The sequence below is a fragment of the Oleiphilus sp. HI0086 genome (genome assembly GCF_001635225.1).
In genome coordinates this window covers 1-1,009 of sequence record NZ_LWFZ01001251.1, presented here as the reverse complement: position 1 = coordinate 1,009, position 1,009 = coordinate 1, and the positions used below count along the sequence as shown (strand labels likewise).

Sequence of the window (1,009 nt, the reverse complement as noted above, 5' to 3'; positions counted from 1 at the left end):
CAAGCCGTTTAAAATAAGATGAACACTAGAAAAACCAAGTGGGAGATGGATATATGAGGCAACGAAAAACGCAGCCGATAGTACGCCGACTTGAGGTAAGTGGTCGTAATCGAGCTTCTTTAACCCGATCGCCACCCCCACTACACTAAGTACAACACCAGCTGCTAGAACCGGCGCCGCAAGCGCACCATCAACTATATGCACGTTGGCACCCTCTACTTAAGTTCATGGGCTTGCACCCAAATGACAGCGTCTTGAGACAGCTCTTTACCTTTAAATTTCTTTTGTGGCCCTACGCCCAGCGCAGCAAAACCCCATTGACCCGCCTTCGGTATCGCAAACGTGAATGTTCCGCTAGCATCGGCATAAATTGTCATCGTAATAAATGCTTCTGCAGGAACTTGAATCGTGGGATCACTAGAGAACGCATTCTTTGACATTTCAGGTAAATAGTTGATGTATTCAACTTCGATTTCCGCAAAAGGTACGGGCTTTCCGTGACTTCGCACAATGCCAGTGAAGCTTCCGCCCTCATAGATCGCGTAGGGTTTCGTAAGGGGCACGATTTCAGCTGGCAAGTTTAAGTCACTTTCCCAATCGCTTGGCAGGCTGCCTACATTGATAATGGTTTTTGCGAACTGTTGGATAAAAACATCTTCGCTTTTCTCCAAATATGGCGCCATTTCGAAGACAAAGATATTATCGCCTAAGCCTTTCAGCTTAACTGAAGACTCGTAAGAAATGCCCGTATTCTCGGCACTGGCCCAGTTACTTTCTACCAGCTTTGTGCTCAGATCTTTCTTCTTGCCTTTTTTGATGTGATAGAACGCAAGCGGCTTATCAACAGCCATCACATAACCATTGGCTGCTGGGTGGGTAAAGGGCATTCTCAATTCCACTATGCCGCCTTTGCTTCTTAATAGGTCAGGGGTATAGATCATTTGAAAATGTGCATTCGCAGTCGATGCAATCGTTAGCCATAAGCTAATTGCAACAACCCATTTGGTTA

General features: G+C 45.9%; 2 protein-coding genes. Both read right to left on the bottom strand.

The features are described 5' to 3' along the window. Positions 1-204 (bottom strand): energy-coupling factor ABC transporter permease (locus tag A3756_RS21700; protein ID WP_197481456.1); only part of this gene is annotated, 204 nt, incomplete at its 3' end. An 11-nt stretch (positions 205-215) separates the two neighbouring features. Beyond that, positions 216-1,009, bottom strand: a 794-nt coding sequence (locus A3756_RS21695) for a DUF4198 domain-containing protein (protein ID WP_368664611.1), incomplete at its 5' end; no start/stop codon positions are given.